General features: G+C 50.6%; 16 protein-coding genes. 15 read left to right on the top strand and 1 reads right to left on the bottom strand.

All coding sequences use genetic code 11. The annotated features are described in order from the left end of the window. The first annotated feature begins 259 nt into the window (after positions 1–259). The 3 genes from ACYVAM_RS02070 to ACYVAM_RS02060 all read left to right on the top strand — a co-directional run bounded on the left by ACYVAM_RS02070 (position 260) and on the right by ACYVAM_RS02060 (position 4,934). On the top strand, positions 260–1,297 hold the full coding sequence (locus ACYVAM_RS02070; RefSeq protein WP_461063415.1) for a glutamine synthetase beta-grasp domain-containing protein: 1,038 nt from the start codon (positions 260–262) through the stop codon (positions 1,295–1,297). Positions 1,298–1,428: 131 nt separating this feature from the next. Beyond that, entirely contained in the window at positions 1,429–3,618 is a 2,190-nt protein-coding gene (locus ACYVAM_RS02065) for a glutamine synthetase III family protein (RefSeq protein ID WP_461063413.1), read from the top strand. Positions 3,619–3,758: 140 nt separating this feature from the next. Beyond that, positions 3,759–4,934, top strand: a complete 1,176-nt coding sequence (locus ACYVAM_RS02060; RefSeq protein WP_461063411.1) for a M28 family metallopeptidase — start codon at positions 3,759–3,761, stop codon at positions 4,932–4,934. 57 nt (positions 4,935–4,991) lie between these two features. Here the strand turns inward: ACYVAM_RS02060 and ACYVAM_RS02055 are convergent, their stop codons facing one another. Continuing rightward, positions 4,992–5,927, bottom strand: coding sequence for a hypothetical protein (locus tag ACYVAM_RS02055; RefSeq protein WP_461063409.1), 936 nt, complete (start codon positions 5,925–5,927; stop codon positions 4,992–4,994). A 169-nt stretch (positions 5,928–6,096) separates the two neighbouring features. Between ACYVAM_RS02055 and ACYVAM_RS02050 the strand changes: the two genes are divergently transcribed. The 12 genes from ACYVAM_RS02050 to bioB all read left to right on the top strand — a co-directional run bounded on the left by ACYVAM_RS02050 (position 6,097) and on the right by bioB (position 18,570). Then, positions 6,097–6,660, top strand: a complete 564-nt coding sequence (locus ACYVAM_RS02050) for a hypothetical protein (protein ID WP_461063407.1) — start codon at positions 6,097–6,099, stop codon at positions 6,658–6,660. 93 nt (positions 6,661–6,753) lie between these two features. Next, positions 6,754–7,227 carry a pyrophosphohydrolase domain-containing protein gene (locus ACYVAM_RS02045; protein ID WP_461063405.1) on the top strand — a complete coding sequence of 158 codons (474 nt, stop codon included), beginning with the start codon at positions 6,754–6,756 and terminating at the stop codon, positions 7,225–7,227. Between the two features lie 78 nt (positions 7,228–7,305). Continuing rightward, the gene (pepT, locus tag ACYVAM_RS02040; RefSeq protein ID WP_461063403.1) at positions 7,306–8,553 is read left to right on the top strand and encodes a peptidase T; all 1,248 of its coding nucleotides are present in this window, start codon (positions 7,306–7,308) and stop codon (positions 8,551–8,553) included. 77 nt (positions 8,554–8,630) lie between these two features. Then, positions 8,631–9,599 (top strand): MBL fold metallo-hydrolase, encoded by a 969-nt coding sequence (locus ACYVAM_RS02035; RefSeq protein ID WP_461063401.1) that lies wholly within the window; start codon positions 8,631–8,633, stop codon positions 9,597–9,599. A 128-nt stretch (positions 9,600–9,727) separates the two neighbouring features. Continuing rightward, positions 9,728–10,366, top strand: a complete 639-nt coding sequence (locus tag ACYVAM_RS02030) for a ribonuclease H1 domain-containing protein (RefSeq protein WP_461063399.1) — start codon at positions 9,728–9,730, stop codon at positions 10,364–10,366. Positions 10,367–10,468: 102 nt separating this feature from the next. Beyond that, a complete protein-coding gene (locus tag ACYVAM_RS02025) occupies positions 10,469–11,224 on the top strand; it encodes a tRNA1(Val) (adenine(37)-N6)-methyltransferase (RefSeq protein ID WP_461063397.1) in 756 nt (251 codons plus the stop codon). A gap of 83 nt (positions 11,225–11,307) precedes the next feature. Next, the gene (locus ACYVAM_RS02020) at positions 11,308–12,303 is read left to right on the top strand and encodes a glycosyltransferase family 2 protein (RefSeq protein WP_461063395.1); all 996 of its coding nucleotides are present in this window, start codon (positions 11,308–11,310) and stop codon (positions 12,301–12,303) included. A gap of 46 nt (positions 12,304–12,349) precedes the next feature. Then, positions 12,350–12,952: an inorganic pyrophosphatase gene (locus ACYVAM_RS02015; protein WP_461063393.1), complete on the top strand. Its 603-nt coding sequence runs from the start codon at positions 12,350–12,352 to the stop codon at positions 12,950–12,952. Between the two features lie 109 nt (positions 12,953–13,061). After that, complete coding sequence (gene sppA / locus ACYVAM_RS02010) at positions 13,062–14,834, top strand: signal peptide peptidase SppA (protein ID WP_461063391.1); 1,773 nt, start codon at positions 13,062–13,064, stop codon at positions 14,832–14,834. Positions 14,835–14,921: 87 nt separating this feature from the next. Beyond that, complete coding sequence (locus ACYVAM_RS02005; protein WP_461063389.1) at positions 14,922–16,166, top strand: helix-turn-helix domain-containing protein; 1,245 nt, start codon at positions 14,922–14,924, stop codon at positions 16,164–16,166. Positions 16,167–16,247: 81 nt separating this feature from the next. Further along, the gene (locus ACYVAM_RS02000; RefSeq protein WP_461063387.1) at positions 16,248–17,456 is read left to right on the top strand and encodes an acyltransferase; all 1,209 of its coding nucleotides are present in this window, start codon (positions 16,248–16,250) and stop codon (positions 17,454–17,456) included. A 118-nt stretch (positions 17,457–17,574) separates the two neighbouring features. Further along, positions 17,575–18,570 (top strand): biotin synthase BioB, encoded by a 996-nt coding sequence (gene bioB / locus ACYVAM_RS01995; protein WP_461063385.1) that lies wholly within the window; start codon positions 17,575–17,577, stop codon positions 18,568–18,570. The last annotated feature ends 43 nt before the right edge of the window (positions 18,571–18,613 follow it).

Genomic DNA, 18,613 nt, shown 5'->3' with positions numbered 1-18,613 from the left:
TGGGCCCTTTATTCCTGAGCATAAATCAGGAATAAAGGGCCTTTTTGCTGCAGACCGGTTTAGATTATAAACCAATAAAAAATGTGGCTAAATGTTGCCATTTACTGTACCAAACGAATTAAAATTATAATATTTCCATAAAATCAATAAGAAATACGGTTAAAGGCCAGTAAAGCATTTATTTTTTATTGTAAAGCCGTACTATATTTGCTGAAAGTATTGTGACAAAACCCCTATTCAATTAATCCACTTGTACATCATGGCAAAGGCGAAGTTAGAATACATTTGGCTCGATGGTTATAAGCCCACCCAAAGCTTACGTTCCAAAACAAAAATTGAAGCTGATTTCTCGGGTGAGCTCGACGATTGCCCAATGTGGTCGTTCGATGGCTCTTCGACCGGACAGGCTGAGGGCGGTTCATCGGACTGTCTGCTGAAACCAGTTTTCATCTGCCCTGATCCACAGCGTAAGAATGGCTATCTGGTTATGTGTGAAGTTCTGAATGCTGATGGCACTCCGCACGTAACAAACGGTCGTGCTACGATTGAGGATGACGACAACGATTTCTGGTTTGGTTTCGAGCAGGAGTATTTCCTGTGGGATACGTCAATCGACAAACCACTGGGCTTCCCCGAAGAAGGCTTCCCAACACGTCCACAAGGACCCTATTACTGTTCCGTAGGTGCGCAGAACGCCTTCGGCCGGAATATCGTTGAAGAGCATCTGGATGTTTGTCTCGATGCAGGTCTGAACGTAGAAGGGATCAATGCAGAAGTAGCCACGGGCCAGTGGGAATTCCAGATTTTCGCCAAAGGTGCCAAAGACGCTGGTGACCAGATTTGGGTAGCCCGTTATCTGTTGGAGCGGATCGGTGAAAACTACGATGTGGCCATCAACTGGCATTGTAAGCCGCTTGGTGCTACCGACTGGAACGGTTCGGGGATGCACGCGAACTTCTCGAACACCGCCCTGCGTACATCGGGAAGCAAAGAAGTTTACGACAAAATTTGCCAGTCGTTCTCACCTGCCGATGTGATCAAAGCACACATCGCCGTGTATGGTGCGGACAACGAACTGCGCTTGACCGGTAAACACGAAACCCAATCGATCGATCAATTCTCATACGGTATCTCCGACCGGGGTGCTTCGATCCGTATCCCGATCGCTACGGTAGAACGCGGCTGGAAAGGCTGGCTCGAAGATCGTCGGCCAAACTCGGCGGCTGATCCCTATAAAGTAGCGGCTGTGATCATCAAAACCGTTAAATCGGCTTCCGACGTGCTGGAAACAGCCTAGTTTACCCGAATAAATAGATTATCAAAGCCCGACCGCGTGAGTGGTCGGGCTTTTTTGTGCTGGCCGTTGTAATCCGTGCCGAAGGCGTGTATGTTTGGTTAAAATTTGAACCTAAACCGTTAGCTACATCAATGTCTAATTTCCGTTTTAAAGCCCTTGAAATCGCTCAAAGCCGTCAGGCGTTGGCTGTCGCAGCGCCGACTGAGCGTGTGGGTGATTTTTTTGGGAGCAATACCTTTAATAGTGAAGTGATGCGGACGCTTCTGTCGCCCGAAGCGTATCTGAAAGTAACTGAGGCCATTAGCACCAACGGGCAGATTGACCGGACCATTGCCGACGAAGTGGCGGGTGCCATGAAATCGTGGGCAACGTCCAAGGGCGCTACCCACTATACCCACTGGTTTCAGCCGCTGACGGGCGAAACGGCTGAAAAGCACGATGCTTTTTTCGACATTACGATGGAAGGAAAAGCTGTAGAAAAATTCAAGGGTAGTGCGCTGGTTCAGCAGGAACCCGATGCCTCGTCGTTTCCAAATGGGGGCCTGCGGAATACGTTCGAAGCCCGTGGTTATACGGGTTGGGACCCGTCTTCCCCGGCTTTTCTGATGGACAATGGCGCCGGTGGGAAAACGCTCTGCATACCATCGGTATTCATCTCCTACACAGGTGAGGCTTTGGATTACAAAACGCCCCTTCTGAAAGCGCTCAATGCGCTGGATAAAGCCGCTACGGCCGTTTGCCAGTATTTCGACCGGAACATTACCAAAGTAACACCAACGCTAGGCCCGGAGCAGGAGTACTTCGTGGTCGACCGGGCGTTGTTCTATGCCCGCCCGGATCTGGTGCTGGCAGGCCGCACCGTTTTTGGCCATTCGCCCGCGCGGGGTCAACAACTGGATGACCATTATTTCGGCTCCATTCCGCCCCGCATCAACGCCTTTATGGTCGATTTTGAATTTGAGTCGATGAAGTTGGGCATGCCCGTTCGAACCCGCCATAACGAAGTGGCACCGGGTCAGTTTGAGGTAGCGCCGACATTCGAGGAAGTGAACCTGGCCGTTGACCACAATGCGCTGTTGATGGACTTAATGGAAAAAATATCCGAGAAGCATAACCTGAAAGTGCTTTTCCATGAGAAACCATTTGCCGGGGTCAATGGGAGCGGCAAGCACAATAACTGGTCGATGGGTACCAATACCGGGGTTAATTTGCTGGCACCCAGCACGAAGCCCAAGGAGAGTCTGCGGTTTCTGACGTTTCTGGTCAATGTGGTCAAGGCCGTTCATGACAATGCCGATTTGCTTCGGGCCACCATTGCCTCGGCGGGCAATGAACACCGGCTTGGCGCTAATGAAGCGCCACCCGCTATCGTGTCGGTCTTTCTGGGTGAGTCGTTGACACAGGCGCTTAATGACCTGGAAACCAAGTCGGAAGTAACCGTCAACAAAGGTGATAATGTGTATTATAAACTCGGACTGAACCGGATTCCAAGTCTGATGCGCGATAATACCGACCGCAACCGGACGTCGCCGTTTGCCTTTACCGGAAACAAATTCGAGTTTCGGGCCGTAGGTAGTGCCGCCAATTCGGCTTCTACCATGACCGTGTTGAATGCCATCGTGGCCGATCAGTTGAACGCCTTCAAAAGCGATCTCGATGCCCGACTGGCAAAAGGTGAAAAGAAAGAACTGGCCATTGTCGATATCCTGAAAGAATACTACGCCAACACGAAGCGGATTCTGTTCGAAGGCAATGGCTATTCCGACGAGTGGGTGGAGGAAGCGGCTCGACGTGGTTTGTCGAATATCAAATCGTCGCCCGAGGCTCTGGGCGTATTTGTGCAACCCGAATCGCTGGCGTTGTTCGAGCGGACGGGCGTGATGAACCACGCCGAAGTGGAGTCCCGCTACGAGATTGAGCTGGAGAAATACATCAAAAATGTGCAGATCGAGTCGCGCGTGATGGGCGATCTGGCCATGAACCATGTCGTCTCGACGGCGTTGAAATACCAGAACAAACTGGCCGAAACGGCCCGGAATCTGGTGGATCTGGGCATGAATGCTGAAGCAGAACCCATTAAGGATATTCTTCGCGAAATATCGACGCGCGTGATTACGATCAAACGAAATGTTGAATCGATGGTGGATGCCCGCAAGAAAGCCAATAATGTAGCCGACACCACCGAACGAGCCAAACTTTACTCGACGGAGGTAAAGGACCACTTCGACATCATCCGCTACGAGGTCGATAAACTCGAAGAAGTCGTGGACGATGAAGACTGGCCACTGGTGAAATACCGGGAGTTGCTGTTCGTGAAATAAACAGTACATGGCTGACGCGGCTCAACTATGACGCGTCAGCCTTAACTAAGCTGCGTAATTCCGGTACGGTCGTTATGACGTTATCTGGCCACTCAGTAATACATACGGCCTTTGCCAACTGTGAAGTAAATCCATTCTGCGTGAAAATTTCCGTCCAGACCATCCTCCGCGACCTCACTGCATTGCCTCATCGGGGGGCCGCCACGGCCAACGGAGCCAAAGCGGCTGCACTGTTGAAAAACTACCTTGGTGCCATGGGAGCGAGGGTGCAGATGGAACCGTTTGAAACGCCCAGAACATACGCGACCATCGTCTACTGGCTGATTGGTGGTTTGCTAACGGGCCTGGCCCTTGTGCCCGTCACTGGCGTAGCTGTTGGCCTGGTCTGGTATTTCATTTGGATGGCCATCTTGTATTTCAACTGGCGTTATTCGTTCATTATCAGGTTTCCGGCTCAGCATACGGATCAAAATGTGATCGGTCGCTGGACAGCTCGCCGAGCGGGCGAGCAACCCGTGCGCAAAATCATCCTGATGGCGCACTATGATACTGCACCCATTTCACTTCTGTACAACCCTAAACGACAGGCTTCATTTCGGGGCTCCCTTCTGATCTCCCTGTTCCTGATGTTGTTAGCGGGGGTGGCGGCTACTTATGAAGTGTTCCGGGTTGGCTTGCCGTATCTGACTTATCTGCGGTATGGCCTGATGGTTTACTTTCTGTTACAGGCGGTTATCGGTACCGCAGGCTACTGGCTCAAAGGGTACAGCAACGGAGCCAGCGATAATGCAACGGGCGTGGCCGCTGCCCTGGCGACGGCCAGTCGGCTCCACGAAGCCAGTTTGCCGGATGTAGAAATTGAGGTTGTGTTAACCAGCGCCGAAGAAGTTGGCATGGTTGGCGCGTATCATTATGTGAAGGCGCACCGGAAAGAATGGAAACCGGCGCAAACGATGGCGATCAATTTCGATACCCTTGGCGCTGGCAAGCTTACCATAATAGAGAAAACAGGAACCGCTGAACAAATTAAGTACGATAACAAGCCGACCCGTCTGGCACGTCAACTAGCGACAACCGAGGCATTCCAGCATCGAACGCAGGTTGGGAACTGGCACACCGCCGACTTCGACAGCGTCTGGTTTGTGCGCAATAAAATTCCGGTGCTGGCTTTGTGTGCGCTGGACGCCGATGGCCGAATGCCACGCATTCATCAGCCAACCGACACCCTCGATCAGCTGGATATAACGCCCCTTGATACCGCTATTGATCTGGCCGAAGCCGTCGTTTATGCGTGGTTAACTCCTGATAAAGAATAATGGATAGCCGTTTTTGTCATCTCTGATTCAGGTTAATTTATGTCGCGAGACAGTTCTCTAACGCGACCGTTGGGGTATTTGAATTGGTTTAAGGTTAGGATTTTTGACTTCGTACTGGCGCCCATACAGGTAGCGTAAAGAAAGGCCGAAGCCCCATCCCGTTCCATCAGCGGTAATGGTAGCTTGTGCTTTCGACCCATTATTGACCGTATAAACCAGATCAGACTGCAGGGCGTTACTGAGCCCCCAGTACTTGCGGACATAAAACCCCATCTCAAAACGCGACGCCAGCCGAGTCGTATAATCAAGCCCAAGCTCAGCAATACCCGTAACCTGTTTGAGTATGGTTGTCGTGTTATTCAGCCTGATCGTATCGACTCGGTTCCGGCCAGAGTGATTGTAGCCAATCAGGCGAAAATCGCCCGTTTGCCCGTTACCATTCGGAATCAGCCAGGCACCGCCGGTAACCCAGAAGCCGGTACCATTCGCGGCCCGCTTTCCAGAACCAATGCGCCGTTTTACACGCAGCGGAATGCCGTAGCCGCTATTCAGATAATTAAAAACGAGAGGAGTGCTCCCGTTGGCAATGCTGATGTTCAGGTGAATAGGCGCACGGGTGTAGCCCGCTTCAATTGTCCAGGCGTTGTGGTATGTATACCCCAGCAGAGCACTCCAGGAAGCTTTCGTGGGTGTCGGATTACTGACCAGCCGGTCGAGGGAGTTGCTCAATACGCTGCCATCGCTGCGAAAGCCAGTTTCGGCGCTCACATACCAGGTTTGGACTTCGGTAAGTTTTTCGAGCAACTCCCGTCTCCGACTGGCTTGTCGATCACTTCCTGATTGATGTTTCGGGTTATTGTCCGGATCTTCTGTCAGTACCCGTCGGCGCACGACGGGTGGGGGCACGTAATAAGTAGTATCGATGATGACCTCCTGCGCCTGCCCCGACATGGATATGCCTATCAGAAAAGTAAGAAGGAAGAGCTGTTTCATGGTAGTGGTTTCGATCAAATAAAGACGGAGTAGTAAACGGATTACGCAGCGAAAGAGAAATGCGTTGCGGTTGGTCTGAATTCCTTGAACGAGGTGCTACAGGCTCAGAAAATGCCTGACTGTTCAGGGCCGGATATGGTTTCTGGATAAGAAATACTAGCTTTGCCCTATGGCAAATTACAAAAATGACGGGTACGACCCAGAAGAGATCAGCGCACTGAAAGACGAGTGTAGCCAGGAAGGTAAATCGTTCATTTACGTAGAAGACGACGATCTGGACGTATTGGAAGAAGGCGAATGTCGGCATATTCAGTTCCCGGGTCAGTATCAGGGGCAGGAAGTTATTTTCGATACACTGGTGTATACGCTGCGGTTGCACCACAGTAGTCTGGTATACGAAATGGCTGTGGAAGAGGTTCAGAAAACGTTCCCCACCTATGTGCCGCCCGAAGAACGCAAGCCAAATTACAAAATCGCGCCCGAACTGGAAGAGGAGGCTGAAACAGCCCTGACCGAAATCATCGAGGAAATCGAAGAAACCGAAACGGTTAAGGTACAGGAACACGTTGAGGTCGACCTGGAGTCTGATTATGGAATTGCTCTGGACGTTTGCCTGAACGTTGACGAAATAACCGATGAGGTTATCGAAGACTTTATCGCGCAGTTCAACGCAAACACCCTTTCGTTAGACACAACACTCTATTCCTTCAGCAGCGAAGAGGAGGAAGACTAACTTAATTTAGTAACGAATGATGAGTTATGAATCAAGAATACACGCATAGACCCTATTCTTGATTCATAACTCTTCATTCGTCATTCACAAACTATGCAACAACCGGACTCGCTTAACCAGGTCGCGGAATTTCACCGCACCTTTCATGCGCCTATTTTAGAAACGCCCCGGATTCCGTCAGAAGCCCGTAGTCAACTTCGGGTATCGCTGCTGGCCGAAGAACTGGACGAACTGCGCGAAGCCATTGCCGAGGGCGATATTGTGGCCGTGGCCGATGCACTTTGCGATTTGCAGTATGTGCTGTCGGGCGCAGTGCTTGAGTTTGGCCTGGGTGATAAATTTAAAGAATTATTTGATGAAGTACAGCGCTCTAACATGAGCAAAGCCTGCCTGACCGTTGCCGAAGCCGAAGCCACCGTGGCCCAGTATCAGGCCAAAGGCGTTCCCTGCCATTTTATCGAATCAGATGGAAAATTCCTCGTTTATCGCGACGCCGACCACAAGACCCTGAAAAGTGTAAATTATTCTCCAGCTGATCTGGAAGGGATTTTAGTGCCTACTGTATAAGGCAATCAGCTGACCGATAAGCAGCTAGCTAACGATTGTATCGGACAGCGACGTGCCGAAAATTACTGAAAATGTTTGATGGAAAACTACCACTACACCGCCGTTGACCGTTTCCTGCGCTATGTGCAGATCGATACCCAGTCGGACCCGCAGTCGACGACGAATCCGAGTACCGAGAAGCAGAAAGACCTAAGTCGGGTGTTGGTGCAGGAATTGCTGGATATGGGCATTGCCGATGCCGAGATGGATGAATGGGGGTACGTATACGCAACCATTCCGGCCAATACAGACAAGCCGAATGTGCCGACCATTTGCTTCTGCTCGCACGTAGATACTTCCCCTGATGTAACGGGTGCTGGTGTGAAGCCAATCATTCACGAACGATGGAATGGGGCAGATATCATCTTGCCGGATGATCCGTCCCAGCAAATCCGGGTAGCCGATCACCCCGATCTACAAAATCAGATCGGCAACGACATCATTACGGCTAGCGGCACTACCTTGCTAGGCGCTGACAACAAGGCCGGATTGGCCGAAATTATGGATGCCACGCAGTACCTGTTGACCCATCCCGACGTAAAACATGGTCGAATCCGGCTGCTGTTTACGCCCGATGAAGAAGTAGGGCGCGGTACCGAAAAGGTTGATATTCAGAAATTAGGAGCCAACTTCGGTTATACGATTGATGGGGAAGCGTTAGGGACGCTCGAAGACGAAACGTTCTCCGCCGATGCCGTCAAAATTACCATTCAGGGCGTAAGCACACACCCCGGCTTTGCCAAGGGAAAGCTGGAGAACGCTCTGAAAATTGCGGCCGATTTACTGGCCGCGTTACCGAAAAATGCGCTTTCTCCCGAAACGACCGAGGCCAAAGAAGGCTTTGTGCATCCAACCCGCATGGAGGGCAATCAGGATAAGGCCGTGCTGGAATTCATCATTCGTGACTTTAGTGAGGCAGGGTTACAGGAAAAAGAAACCTACCTGCAAAATCAGCTGAATGACATAATGACCCAATACCCGGGCTCGTCGGTGCAATTTGTGGTGAAGGAACAGTACCGCAACATGAAAGAGGTACTGGATCAGCACCCGGCCGTTGTTGACAACGCACTCGAAGCCATTCGCCGATCCGGATTATCCGCCCAGCGACGCAGCATTCGGGGGGGCACTGATGGCTCACGGCTATCGTTTATGGGACTGTCTTGCCCGAATATATTTGCCGGTGAACATGCCTTTCATTCGCGACAGGAGTGGGTATCGGTGCAGGACATGCAAAAGGCTGTTGCCGTCATTGTCAACGTAGCGCAGGTGTGGGAGGAGCGAAGTTAGGCCCGTGGACCGTTGGTGCATAGTGGCAAACAATCTATTGCGTCTATGGGTTGGAAAGCTAACTAAGCTCAACGCCTATGGAAACGCAAGTCGATGTTGAATCGTCAATTGAAACTGACACAAAAACCCCTTATGACGTAACCGCCGATGTGGCGGGAATTAAGACGTTGTTTGTTAATGTATTCTTTATTGGAACACCCGGTCCCGGTAATCACTGGGTATTGGTCGATGCCGGTTTGACGGGCTATGCCAGCCAGATAAAAAAGCGCGCTGAGCAGCTATTTGGCCCCGGTACCAAACCCGATGCAATCATCCTCACGCATGGCCATGCCGACCATACGGGTTCGCTGGAAAAACTGCTGAGTGAGTGGGAGGTGCCGGTTTACGCCCACAAACTTGAACTGCCCTACTTACGGGGTAAATCAAGTTATCCACCACCCGACCCGGCCATTGGCGGAGGGGGCATGTCATATATGTCGTGGGTATTTCCCATTGGCCCATCGGATTTTGGTGATCGCATCCAGCCTATTGCCGACGATGGGAAAATTCCCGAACTCCCCGACTGGCGGGCCATTCACACGCCGGGGCATGCACCGGGCCATATTTCCTTATTTCGCGACAAAGATCGGACGCTCATTGCGGGCGATGCCTTCGTAACGACGAACCAGAACGCGATCACGGCAGTGGCTACCCAGCGTGAAGAATTCCACGGGCCACCCGCTTACTTCACCTGCGACTGGCAAGCTGCGAAAAAATCGGTTTTGGCTCTGAACAACCTGAATCCGCTTGCCGCTGGAACGGGTCATGGCGTTTCTGTACGCGGCCTCGATCTGCAACTTGGGTTGAACAAACTGGCCCACGAGTTTGAATCCCGCTCCATTCCATCGGAAGGGCGATACGTGAAACAACCGGCTGTTACGGACGAAAACGGGATCGTCGATATGCCAACGCCAACCTCGTTTCATGTGGCCCGAGTGCTAGCGATGAGTACACTGGCCGGGCTGACGATGTACATGCTCTGGTCCGTGTTGAAAAGTGATAAATAGACATTGACTACATAAACAGAAAAGCCCTGTATCAGCAGGGCTCTTCTGTTTATGTAGGACAATTGCGGTCCTACACGTCGAACAAACCTGGATGTGTCCTTACTTTTGCAAAAAGGAACGTCTTCTATATGGCGCAGAAAAAGCCCAAATTTTACGTTGTCTGGCACGGTAGAAAGCCTGGCGTTTATGACAGTTGGGATGAAGCAAAAGCCCAAACCGATGGTTTTGCCAAGCCGCTATTTAAGGCTTTCGATAGTAAACCGGCTGCTATTCAGGCATTTAAGGACAAGCCTCACGCCCACATCGGGCAGGCGACTAAGCCAGCGGGGAAACAGGGAAAATTAACCGAGTTGGTCGGCTTGCCCATTCAGGATAGTCTGGTTGTCGATGCTGCGTGGAACACCGCTTCCGGCGATATGGAGTATCAGGGTATCTACCTGGCTACGAAACAAAAGTTGTTTTTGAAAGGGCCTTATCACGACGGTACCAACAATATTGGTGAGTTCCTGGCTATTGTTCACGCTCTGGCCTTGTTGCATCAGAAAAACAGCAATATTCCGGTTTATTCCGATTCCCGAACGGCTATCGGTTGGGTAAAAAAGAAAAAAGCAAATACCAAACTGGAAGAAACGGCCCGCAATGCCGAGCTATTCGAACTCCTCGACCGGGCTGAAACCTGGCTTCAGACACACCGATTTGCGAACCCTGTTCTGAAATGGGAAACGACCGTTTGGGGGGAAAATCCGGCCGATTTTGGCCGTAAATAAGCTGAACCGGGAATTTTGTGATTGACATGATTGCTAGAATAAAGACCCTGACTCGTACTGGACGTATAGGCTACTCCATAAAGTATAAAAATCCCGGTTCAGATGTTTAGTTTCAAGCAATTCACCATCCAACAGGATCGTACGGCCATGAAGGTTTGTACGGATGCCTGTGTGTTAGGCGCTTACGCTGAGGTTACGGGTATTGAGTCAACGGATGCGGGCGGCTTAGTAAAGCGAATCCTCGATATTGGCACCGGCACCGGCTTACTGGCCTTGATGACCGCCCAGCGAAATCAAAGAGCGCAGATCGATGCCGTTGAGGTAGACGAGGCTGCGTTTGGGCAGGCTCAGGAAAACGTAGTGGCTAGTCCGTTCGCTGAACGGGTGCATGTTTGGCATAGTCGCATTCAGGATTTTGAACCGGCCGATCGGTATGATCGAATTTTAACCAACCCACCGTTTTATACCAACCACCTGCGTTCGCCCGATTCGGCGGTCAACCGGGCGCTGCATACGGACGAACTGCCCTTTCCGGAACTGATCGAGGCTGTGGTGCGGTTGATGAAACCCGATGGTCAGTGGTGGGTTTTGTTGCCTCCCTATGAAACGGAAAAATTGGCCATTCTGGCCGAGCAGGCAGGTCTGCATGCCTACAAACGGCTCCTGCTTCGGCACAATGCACAGAAGCCGGCATTTCGGATCATAACCGGCTTTTCGTTCGAGGAACGTTATCCGGAAGAAGAAACGTTGACCATTTACGAGCCCAAAAAAACAACCGATTTACCTGAAAATCGACTTGCCGAGACCTATACGTCAGAATTTCGGACATTACTCCGTGAATTTTACCTAATATTCTGAAAACTCTGCGAACTTTGTAGTAATACCTGTGCCCGGTCAGGGTGGAGCCGTTCAGGCGTTTCTATTCTGCGTTTAAAAAGTATATGCCCGAATTGCTTCAACTTACCGTTTTAATTCCGCTTTATAACGAAGATGAGTCGCTGCCCGAGTTGCACGACTGGATTGTGCGGGTTGTGACGGAACACCATTTCTCCTACGAAATTCTGTTCGTTGACGACGGCAGTACGGATGATTCATGGTCGGTTATCGAGCAACTGGCAAACCGAAATCCCAATGTGAGGGGTATCCGGTTTAACCGGAACTACGGCAAAACAGCCGCACTGCAAACGGGTTTCCAGGCTGCTCGCGGGCAGGTTGTCATTACAATGGATGCCGATTTGCAGGATAGCCCCGACGAGATTCCGGAGCTGTACCGCATGATTGTGCAGGATAAGTATGACCTGGTGTCGGGCTGGAAGCAGAAGCGCTATGACCCCATCACCAAAACACTCCCGACAAAGCTTTTTAATGCCGTTTCGCGCTGGATTTCGGGGGTACAACTGCACGATTTCAACTGTGGTTTGAAAGCCTACAAACAGAAGGTTGTGAAAACGATTGCGCCCTCGCTGTATGGCGATATGCACCGAAACCTACCCATTGTAGCCAATTGGGACGGATTTAGTCGGATCGGAGAGAAAGTCGTGCAGCACCGCGCCCGTAAATACGGCACAACCAAATTTGGATTGGAGCGTTTTGTCAATGGGTTTTTAGATGTACTGGTGATCGGCTTTGTGCACCGGTTTAGTAAGCGGCCCATGCACTTTTTCGGTACCTTCGGTACGCTGTCCTTTTTTGTCGGGTCGGTGCTGGCTATCTGGCTCATTATTGAGAAACTTATCAACATTGCTCAAGGGGTCAAGTTTCGGAATGTGACCGACAACCCCTTGTTTTTCTTTGGCTTAGTGGCCATCATTCTGGGGGTTCAGTTGTTTCTGGCGGGATTTCTGGGTGAAATGCTTGTTCGCCAGACCCTCAATCGTTCAGCAGAACAATTGGTGGCCGAAAAAGTAGGATTTACCGAACGAAACGTATCTATCTAGCTCCCTAATTTTATCAATAGATTGTCAATTTTTAGTAATACAACCAATGAAGAGTAATTTTAAAGCCCATCCATGGCATGGCATCCCCATCGGCGAACTGGCTCCACAGCAAGTAACTTGCTTCATCGAGATCGTTCCAACCGATACCGTTAAATACGAAATCGATAAAGCAACCGGTTACCTTAAAATCGACCGGCCCCAGCAGTACTCCAACGTATTACCGGCCCTATACGGCTTTATTCCCCAAACCTATTGCGGTGATCAAATTGCGCGGCTGGCCAGTGAAAAATCGGGTAAGACGGTTGAAATGGGCGATGGTGACCCCCTCGATATCTGCGTGCTGACCGAACGTGAAATCACGCACGGTGACTTGATTCTGCAGGCTATCCCCATCGGCGGTTTCCGGCTGATCGATAAAGGCGAGGCCGATGATAAAATCATCGCTGTGCTCAAAGGCGACGCAATGTATGGGCAGTATACCGAGCTGGGCCAGCTACCCGAAGCCGTTGTAAAACGTCTTCGTCACTACTTCCTGACCTACAAAAACCTGCCCGAGGAGCCTGCCGTCATGGAATTGGCTAATATTTATGGGCAGCAGGAAGCCTGGGAGGTCATTCAGACATCAGTCAACGATTATAAGCTGATGTAAGGATTACGCCTTTCGTCCAGTCTTTTCGTTCACTTAACACTTTTATAGCCCGGAAACTTTCTTCCGGGCTATATTTGTATACAGCCTGTTAAACAAGGCCATTTTATTCATGCGACAGTTTCTTAAATATGTATTAGCCACAATTGTTGGTCTACTGTTGTTTTCATTTATCGGTTTTTTGCTCCTGATTGGAGCGGGAGCTGCCTTGTCTTCCGCATCGGATAGCAAGCCGGCCGTTAAAGAAAACACGGTTTTAAAGTTGGATTTGGATAAGCCCATTGAAGAGCGAAGTGTCAATAATCCATTTAACGGATTCGGGCCCATTAGCAGTTCGGGTGATGCCATTGGTCTGGTCGAGCTGAAGCGAGCCCTGAAAGAAGCCAAAGGCGACGCAAATATTAAAGGAATCTACCTGCAAACCGAAAGCCCGTCGGCCGGTTGGGCCTCGCTGGAAGAAGTTCGTAATGCCCTGATTGACTTTAAACAGTCGAAAAAGTTTGTCTATGCTTATGCCGAGACGATGACCGAAAAAGGGTATTACATTGCGTCGGTAGCCGATAAAATTTACCTGAACCCAGCGGGCGACCTGGAATGGAACGGCCTGAATGCCGAACTCTCGTTCTTCAAAGGAACCCTCGATAAGTTGAATATTAAACCCGAAATCTTCAAGGTGGGTGATTTCAAAAGCGCGGTTGAACCGTTTATTCGGGAGAACATGAGCGATCCTAACCGCCTGCAGGTAAACTCCTTCCTGAACTCGGTGAATGACCACATGCTGGTCCGGGTGGCGCAAAGTCGGAACCTACGGGTCGACTCGCTGAAAAACTACGCTAACAACCTGACGATCCAGAAACCCGAAGATGCCCTGCGGACTAAACTGGTGACGAATATCGGCTATCAGGATGAATTGGAAAGCCTGATAAAGAAGCAACTGGGCGTAGAGGAAAAAAAGAAAATCAATTATGTATCGCTGAGTCGTTACGAAGAGTCGGAAAAGACCAGCGATGATACCGATGGAACCAGTAAAAACCGCATCGCCGTCATTATCGCTTCGGGCGATATTCAGTCGGGCAAGAGTGGCGACAACAGCATCGGTTCTGAAACGATCGTTGAAGAAATTCGCAAAGCACGGCTGGACGATAAAGTGAAAGCCATCGTGTTGCGTGTTAACTCGGGTGGCGGCAGTGCCCTGGCGTCGGATGTAATGTATCGAGAAGTTCAACTAGCGCGTAAAGTGAAGCCCGTTATCGGCTCCATGTCCGACTATGCGGCTTCGGGCGGCTATTACATGCTGATGGGATGCGACAAGATTGTGGCCCAGCCCAACACCATTACGGGTTCGATCGGCGTATTCTCATTGATGTTCAATACCGAGAACTTCTTTAAAGACAAACTTGGTGTGACCTACGACCGGGTGAAGACCAACACCAACGCCGATTTCCCGACGGCCACGCACGAAATGACCCCATTTCAGAAGCAGACCATGCAACGGGCTACCGAGCGCATTTATGCTGAGTTTACAAGCAAAGCTGCTTCTGGCCGTAAATTGCCCATTGACAGCCTGCGGGCTATTGCGGGTGGCCGGGTCTGGACGGGAACACAAGGGAAAGCCATCGGGCTGGTTGACCAACTCGGTGGACTGGACGACGCCATCAAACTGGCGGCACGATCGGCCAACTTGAAAGAGGATGATTTTCAACTTCGGTATCAACCTCGCAAGAAAGAATTCCTGGAGCAACTGATGCTGTCGTTTGGGAGCGACGAGGAAGCTAAAATTCAGGCGCAACTGGGCGAGCTGGCTCCGTATGTAAAATATATAAAGAAGCTCAAAATGATGGAAGGCACGCAAATGCGAATGCCCTTCGAAATGGAGATTCGTTAAGTATACTGGTTTACGCGGTGAAGACCTATGCGATTTTTAAGATCGCATAGGTCTTTTTTTTACCTTGCATTAAGCAACACTCATTCGATGCAAACTCCCCCTCTCCAACTTGATTTATTCGCCCTGATCATTTTTCTAGGTGTAGCGCAGGGGATATTTCTGGGCATATTTTTCCTGACCGGCGAGCGAAGCGGAAGCGTGGCCAACCGGTGTCTGGGTTATCTTATGCTGGCCTTATCGGCGGTTATTGGCGAAATGTTTCTTTGCTACAGCAACTACATGTTTCGGCTGCTGGCTTTCGTCGACTTCTCGGAACCGTTCAATTTTGTGATGGGGCCGCTGTTCTATCTCTTTGTATTTGCCCGAATCGCAGGGCGATTGCCGAAGCGCTGGGTATGGCATTTCATACCGGCTGTGCTCTGGGCGATCAATGCGATTTCCTGGCTATACCAGCCGATAGAGGTTAAATACAACAACTATCTGAATGCTTATCATCCCGAGCTCCCGTTTGCTTCGGAACCAGCTCACTATATACCCGAAGATTTCTTTAACCTTCGGGACTACATCGACGAAATGACGCTGCTGAGCTGTCTGATCTATAATGTGCTGGCGCTGGTCCTTATTTATCAGGCCTATCGCCAGGCAGATAAACCATTCTGGCAAAACTCACCCACTCGCCTGGCGCAACTGCGAAACCAGTGCATCCTGTTTCTGATCGTGCCCATACTGATCGTTATTATCAAACCGCAGTTTCATGAAGATCTGGGCGATTATTTACTGGCCTGCTACCTCACGTTGATTATTTATAGCACGAGCATACGGGTTATGGCTGGCTCCAGTTATTTCTCTGATGAACCGAATGTAAGTCCACCTTTGCCAGAAACGACCGTCGAGACGAAAAAGAAATACGAAAAATCGACCTTGTCGGAAGAAGTAGAGGATGCGGTTCTGGGCAAACTCAACCGCCTGCTGGAAGCCGAGAAACCGTATCTGGACAGTGACCTGTCGCTGCCCAAACTAGCGGCCCGGCTCGATACGAGTCCGCATAATTTATCGCAGCTATTGAATGACCGATTGGGGCAAACCTTCTTCGACTGGCTGGCTACTTACCGAATTGCCGAAGCACAACGGTTGCTGAATGAAGCCGCTACGGCAAATCTGAAAATCGACGAGATCGCCGAGCGGGTAGGCTACAACTCACCTTCCGCTTTTCATACGGCCTTTAAGCGGCTAACCAACCAGACCCCGGCCCAGTACCGGCAATTAGTCGCCGGGACGAAGTCGGACGTGACCCAGACGGGAGTTCGCCCGACTTCGTCCCGGTCGGCATGAACTTCGTGAATACCGGGACATAGGCCATTAGGCGTAATTGAGCCTCATTTTTGGGACATCAAACAAAATCGCATGTAGCTCATGGCACCCGCCCAACAACAAACGTTCAGTGCTTTTAAAGTAGACGCAGATTCGTCCTTACCACTTACTTCACGTCGATATGATCTCGACTGGCTTCGCGTCATTGCCATTTTAACCCTGTTATTTTACCATACCGGCATGATCTATGTCTCCTGGGGCTGGCATATCAAAAGCGCCGAACATAGTCGGCCGATGCAAGAAGTGATGCGCTGGCTTCACCAATGGCGGATGCCCCTGTTGTTCTTAATTTCCGGAGCCGGAACATTCTTTGCCCTACGGAAACGGTCACTTGGCGTATATGCTGGCGAACGTGTCCGCCGACTTTTCGTCCCGCTCGTATTTGGGATGTTCGTTATTGTGCCGCCCCAGATCTATCTGGAGTGGTTGTTTCGTGGCCGTTTTTCGGGGAGTTACAGTGAGTTTTACCCGGAGGTATTCAACTTTCAGCCCTATCGCGATGGAGGAACGGGCGGGGCCTTTAGCTGGCATCATCTCTGGTTTGTTACATATTTATTTCTCTTCTCGCTGCTTAGTATCCCTGTATTTGGCTGGTTGAAATCCGCCAGCGGGCAACGATTCACGTCTGGCTTTGGTCGCTTGATCGCCTTGCCGGGTGGTGCATTGTGGATCATAATTGTGAGTATACTGGCCAGCCAGTATGCGCTACGGCCGTATTTCCCCGACGAAACCCACGCTTTGGTAAACGACTGGGCCTATTTTGCAGAAAATCTGTTGCTGTTCTGGTTTGGGTATCTGCTAGTGAGCCGAAAGGAGTTCTGGGCAATTCTTACCAAACAACGCCATATCTTTCTGGTGGCAACACTTGTCTTTACGGTCGTTATGTACGGAATGAGTTACTGGTTTACGTACGATGAAATTGATACGGTTTTCTGGCTCGACTTCACGTATTTTACGAACCGGCAATGCCTCATGGTGGCTTCGGTGCTGGCGACTGTTGCTTATGGCTATCGCTATCTAAACATCAATAAGCCAGTTTTGCCCCGCCTAAACGAAGCCGTTTACCCTTTTTACATACTCCATCAGACGGTAATTGTTATCATTGGCTATGCCGTTTTAACGAGAACGAATCTGGGTGTTTACGACGGATTTCTGGTGGTAAGCCTTTCAACATTAGTCGTTTGCGTTGCTGTTTATTTACTGCTCATCAAGCCGTTCAAGGTGACTCGGTTTCTCTTTGGATTGAAATAAACGGGCATACTATTGATTTACGCGTGCTGGTTTACGATTTTTGATGATCTGAACGCATCATTCGGAGAGTAGAGCGGATTGTATCTGGTTCGTCTCGTCAATTAAAAATCGTACTGCTATGCTTCGCACTGATTGGACTCGTGCTGAAATCGCCGAAATATACAATTCACCCGTTCTGGACCTGATGTACCGGGCTGCCACCGTACACCGCCAACACCACGATCCTCAGGAAGTGCAGGTTTGCACGCTGCTATCGGTTAAGACTGGTGGCTGTCCCGAAGATTGTGCCTACTGCCCGCAGGCGGCCCGCTACCATACCGCTGTGAAAGTGCACAAGCTCATGGAAGTAGACGAGGTACTAACCGCTGCCCAGCGCGCAAAAGACACGGGCAGCACGCGCTTCTGCATGGGTGCAGCCTGGCGCGAAGTGCGTGACAACAGCGATTTCGACAAAGTCCTGGATATGGTACAGGGCGTTAATGAAATGGGTCTCGAAGTATGCTGTACCCTCGGTATGCTGACCGAAAGCCAGGCGCAGAAGCTCAAAGACGCGGGCTTGTATGCCTACAACCATAACCTCGACACAAGCGAGGAGTTCTATGGCGACATTATCAGTACTCGGACATACGATGATCGCCTGGATACACTGGGACACGCCCGGAAAGCGGGTATCTCGGTTTGTTCGGGCGGCATTATCGGTATGGGCGAGTCGGATCAGGATCGGATTGGTATGCTGCACACGCTCGCTACCTTACCGCAGCATCCCGAATCCGTGCCGGTCAATGCGCTGGTACCCGTAGAAGGAACGCCATTGGAAGATCAGCCGCGGGTGTCGGTATGGGAGATGATTCGGATGATTGCTACGGCGCGGATCATCATGCCCAAAGCCATGGTCCGTTTATCGGCCGGACGGGTTCGCATGAATACTGAAGAGCAGGCGTTGTGTTTTCTGGCCGGAGCCAACTCTATTTTTGCGGGCGATAAACTGCTGACTACGCCAAACCCGAACGAAGACGCTGATCTGCAACTGTTCCAGACGCTCAATATTCGCCCTCGCAAAGCCTTTAAGGACGCGGACCAACCCGCCGTTGTGTTCGAGCAGATTCCGCTTTGAGTCAAACGGGCAGGTTACCCTAATGAGAAGAATAAAACGAGCT

Source organism: Spirosoma horti, from assembly GCF_054776595.1.
The sequence above is the reverse complement of the archived record's forward strand: the minus strand, read 5'-3'. Positions and strand labels throughout refer to the sequence as shown.